At 72.8% G+C, this 3978-nt stretch carries 4 protein-coding genes; 3 read left to right on the top strand and 1 reads right to left on the bottom strand.

Going from position 1 to position 3978, the window contains the following annotated elements; genetic code table 11:
- Positions 1-299: 299 nt before the first annotated feature.
- Positions 300-872: a TetR family transcriptional regulator gene (locus SSP24_RS42110; RefSeq protein ID WP_141316509.1), complete on the bottom strand. Its 573-nt coding sequence runs from the start codon at positions 870-872 to the stop codon at positions 300-302.
- 193 nt (positions 873-1065) lie between these two features.
- On the opposite strand from SSP24_RS42110, the gene SSP24_RS42105 reads away from it, so the two are divergent.
- The 3 genes from SSP24_RS42105 (at position 1066) to SSP24_RS42095 (ending at position 3625) form a co-directional block, all read left to right on the top strand.
- A complete protein-coding gene (locus tag SSP24_RS42105) occupies positions 1066-2262 on the top strand; it encodes an IS701 family transposase (RefSeq protein ID WP_141316506.1) in 1197 nt (398 codons plus the stop codon).
- Positions 2263-2286: 24 nt separating this feature from the next.
- Entirely contained in the window at positions 2287-2880 is a 594-nt protein-coding gene (locus SSP24_RS42100; protein ID WP_141316503.1) for an HhH-GPD-type base excision DNA repair protein, read from the top strand.
- A gap of 67 nt (positions 2881-2947) precedes the next feature.
- A complete protein-coding gene (locus SSP24_RS42095) occupies positions 2948-3625 on the top strand; it encodes an HdeD family acid-resistance protein (RefSeq protein ID WP_141316500.1) in 678 nt (225 codons plus the stop codon).
- Positions 3626-3978: the final 353 nt, after the last annotated feature.

Below are 3978 nucleotides of genomic sequence, written 5' to 3'. Positions count from 1 at the left end.
GTGGCGCCTGGGACCGATGCCCTGTTGTGCTCCCGGCGCCGATGCCCGGCCGTCCGACTCGCCCTGACAACCGGCACGCCGCCCGGCGCCGGTGCGCGGCCGAGCGCCCGCGCCCGGCGGTGCCGCGCCGGGACCGGTGCCCGTTGGCGCTGCCCGGCGGTCCGGCCCGCCCCGACAACCGGCGGTGCCACGCCGCCCGCGCCCGGTGCCGCTCCGCCGGGCGCCGGGCTGCGGGCCCGGCCCGGGCGGTCCGGGCCGCCGCCCGCCCGAAGGGGCCCTCGCCGCGCGAGGGTCCCCTTTCACTTGTCCGCGCCGCCGCTCACCCCATGCAGCACCAGCTCCCACACCCGCCCCGGTGCCACCCCAGCCGTCCGCCCCCGTCCGATTTCCGCCCACGCTCCCTCGATCAGCAGCGTGAGCAGCACGGCGGCGGTCTCCGGGAGTACCCCGGGCCGGAGTTGGCCTGCCGCGGACGCTCGTTCCAGTAGCAGTCGTAGCGCCGGTACCCACTCCAGGGCGAGGCTCGTCCCGCCCCGGGGGCGCTCGCGTTCCAGGCGTGCCGTTGCCCGGGCGACCACGTCGTGTTCCAGGAGCCGTACGAGCGTGAAGGTCAGTTCGGCGAGTTCCTCCAGCGGGGCCCGCGTGCCGCCCAGGGCACTGCGCACGACCGGCGCGACGGACTCGCGGCCGGCCGCCCGCACGGCCGCCGCGAGGTCGCTCTTGGTGGCGAAGTGGAAGGTCAGCGCCCCCATCGAGGCGCGTGCGCCCCGGCTGATCCGGGCCAGCGAGGCCCCCTCGTACCCCAGGCGGTCGAACTCCTCCGCCGCCGCGAGGATCAGGGCCCGGTGGGTCCGAGCGGCTCTCTCCTGCATCAACTGGCTCTCTTCCTCCCGGCGTTGGACCGGATCCAGATACCCCTTCAGTCATGACATTGCCCCTGGTAGACGCCCCACGGCGGCCGCTACTAGCCAAAGTCGCGCGGACTTGCCGCAGAACAAAGAAAACGTTCTTTATGATTCTGCCGTACGGTCGGAACATCGGAACCGCACGAAGGGGGAGACGGGGATGTCGGCGATCGGAGAGAAGACGAAGCGTCGGCAGCGCAGCGGCAGTCCCGACACGTTCGCCGGGTTCAGCCACCAGCTGTTCGGTCATCTGCCGCGCATCGATCAGCAGCGCTGGGGCCAGGCCTATCTGCGCGGACTGCTCAGCACGCCGGGCAAGAAGTCCCTGCGCCGGATGGCCGAAACGGTGACCTCCTCACCGACGGCGTCCCAGTCGCTCCAGCAGTTCGTCAACGCCAGCCCCTGGGACTGGAACGCCACCCGGCGCGAGCTGGTCTCCTGGGCCGACGGGCGGCTGGACACGCGCGCGTGGACCATCGCCCCCACCGTGCTGCCCAAGCGCGGCGCCCACTCGGTCGGCGTGCACCGCCGCTTCATCCGCGAACAGGGCCGCACCGTCAACTGCCAGCTGGGCGTGGCCATCCTCCTGGCCGGAAGCGGCGCCCAGATACCCGTCGGCTGGCGGCTGCACCTGCCCGAACGCTGGACCGACGACGAGGAGGCCCGACGCCGCGCGCGCATCCCCGACAGGGTGGGCGCGCAGCCGCTGTGGTCGCACGCCCTGGGCCTGGTCGAGGCCCTGGCCGCACAGCCCGGCCTCGTGGCGTCGCCAGTGGTCGCCGACATGACGACGGTGACCGACGTACGCCCGCTGATCGAGCGCCTGCACGGCCGCGGCTACGGCTTCGTCCTGGCCGTCGGCGGCCAGCTGCCCCTCGTCCCCGAACCGCCGTCCCCCCGCCCCACCCGCGAGCCGGCGCCCCCGGTCTCGGCCCGGCACCTGCTCCTCCAGGGCGGCACCCGCCACCCGGACGTGGCCATGACCATCGGCCCCGACGGACACCCCCGCCGCCTCCACGTCGTCTCCAGCCCGGCCCGGCTGCCCGGCCTGCGCCCCGACGGCGTCCGCTCCACCTTCACCGGCCGTCTCTTCGCCGAGTGGGAGCCCGTCCACCAGCGCCTCGGCCGGATCTGGCTCACCAACCTGCCCGAGCGCCGAATGTCCGAACTCCTCGCCCTGGCCGCCCTGCACACCGGCACCACCGCCACCATGTCCACCCTCGGCGAGCACTACGGCCTGCTCGACTTCGAGGGCCGCTCCTACCCCGGCTGGCACCGCCACATGACCCTCGTCTCGGCGGCCTACGCCTACGGCCTGCTGTCCGGCGCGCAGACCCCGCACTGGGAGGCGGCCTGACGGCCGACGCGGGATCATCGGTCCATGGACGTCACTCTGCACCTCGCACAGGACCCCGAGGCCGACGCGCTGCTCGGGCGCTCCCCGCTCGCCGCGCTGGTCGGGATGCTGCTGGACCAGCAGATCCCGATGGAGTGGGCGTTCAAGGGGCCCGCCACCATCGCCCAACGGATGGGCGCCGACGATCTGGACGCGCACGAGATCGCCGCGTACGACCCGGAGGCGTTCGCGGCGCTGCTCTCCGACAAACCGGCCGTGCACCGCTACCCGGGGTCGATGGCGCAGCGGATCCAGCAGCTGTGCCAGTACCTCGTCGAGCATTACGACGGTGACGCGAGCGCCGTCTGGGAGGGCGTCGGCGACGGGCGGGAACTGCTCAAGCGGCTCCAGGAGCTGCCCGGCTTCGGCAAGCAGAAGGCACAGATCTTCCTCGCGCTGCTCGGCAAGCAACTCGGCGTGACCCCCGAGGGCTGGCGCGAGGCCGCGGGCGACTACGGCGCACCGCAGTCCTTCCGGTCCGTCGCCGACATCACCGGGCCCGAGTCACTGGCCAAGGTGCGCGAGCACAAGCAGCAGATGAAGGCGGCTGCGAAGGCAGCCAAGGCCGCGAAGAAGTAGGGCCCGGCGTCAGCCGACTGGACCGTTCCGGCGTGCGGGCGGCTCGGTCGCGTTCCCAGCATGGAGCATGACCGAGCCACCGAGCGGGTCCCCCCGAGGACCGGAGTTCGACGACCGGCGTGTCCACGCCACCCGTGACCCGCACGCGCCGAGACCGCCGTACGAGGGTCCCGAACCGCCCTTCGAGGGCCCGCTGCACCTGCTGTCCCGGGCCGCCTGGCAGGCCGTCCTGGTCACCGGCATCGCGTCCTTGATCCTGGGCGTCCTGGTGCTGATCTGGCCCGGCGCCTCGCTGCTCGCCGCGGGTGTCCTCTTCGGCCTCTACCTCCTCGTCAGCGGCGTCCTCCAGCTCGTCTCCGCCTTCGGCACCCACAAGACGACCTCCCTGCGCGTGCTGGCGTTCGTCAGCGGCGCCGTGTCGATCCTGCTGGGACTGTTCTGCTTCCGCGGGGCCATGCAGTCGATCCTGCTGCTCGCGCTGTGGATCGGGATCGGCTGGCTGTTCCGCGGCATCACCCAGACGCTGGCCGCCGCCTCCGACCCGGCGATGCCCGCACGCGGCTGGCAGATCCTCCTCGGAGTGGTCACCGTCCTCGCCGGGGTCGTCCTGATCGTCTCGCCGTTCGAGTCGGTCGCCGTCCTCACGGTGGTCGGCGGGTGGTGGCTGGTCGCGGTGGGCGTGGTCGAGATCGCCACGGCGTTGCGCATCCGGGTCCGCGCCCACCAGGTCCCGCACGAGGTGTGATCGCCGTGACCGTGTGCTCCTGTGCATCGCCGGGTGGTCCTGGCATATCACCGCGCGCGGCCGGTGAATGGCCGCGTCTCATGAGTGCATCACCGGACGTCACCGGCGCGTGGCCGTGCCTCGCAAGTGCATCACCGGGCCTTACGGGTGCGTGGTGGCGTTCCGCGAGTGCTTCGCCGGGCCTTACGGGTGCGTGGTGGCGTTCCGCGAGTGCTTTGCCCGGCGTCACCGGTGCGTGGTCGCCTCCCGCGAGTAATTCGCCGCGTCTTACCGGTGCGTGGTGGCGTTCCGCGAGTAGTTCGCCGGGCTTTACGGGTGTGTGGCCGTGCCTCGCGAGTGCTTTGCCCGGCGTC

This window comes from Streptomyces spinoverrucosus, assembly GCF_006539505.1.
Taxonomy (GTDB): domain Bacteria; phylum Actinomycetota; class Actinomycetes; order Streptomycetales; family Streptomycetaceae; genus Streptomyces; species Streptomyces spinoverrucosus.
The sequence above is the reverse complement of the archived record's forward strand: the minus strand, read 5'-3'. Positions and strand labels throughout refer to the sequence as shown.

What these genes read in the sequence shown, in the direction of transcription:
- SSP24_RS42095 (WP_141316500.1), top strand. Translation starts at nt 2,948, where the DNA reads ATGACCGAGCCACCGAGCGGGTCCCCCCGAGGACCGGAGTTCGACGAC.
- SSP24_RS42110 (WP_141316509.1), bottom strand. Translation starts at nt 872, where the DNA reads ATGCAGGAGAGAGCCGCTCGGACCCACCGGGCCCTGATCCTCGCGGCG.
- SSP24_RS42100 (WP_141316503.1), top strand. Translation starts at nt 2,287, where the DNA reads ATGGACGTCACTCTGCACCTCGCACAGGACCCCGAGGCCGACGCGCTG.
- SSP24_RS42105 (WP_141316506.1), top strand. Translation starts at nt 1,066, where the DNA reads ATGTCGGCGATCGGAGAGAAGACGAAGCGTCGGCAGCGCAGCGGCAGT.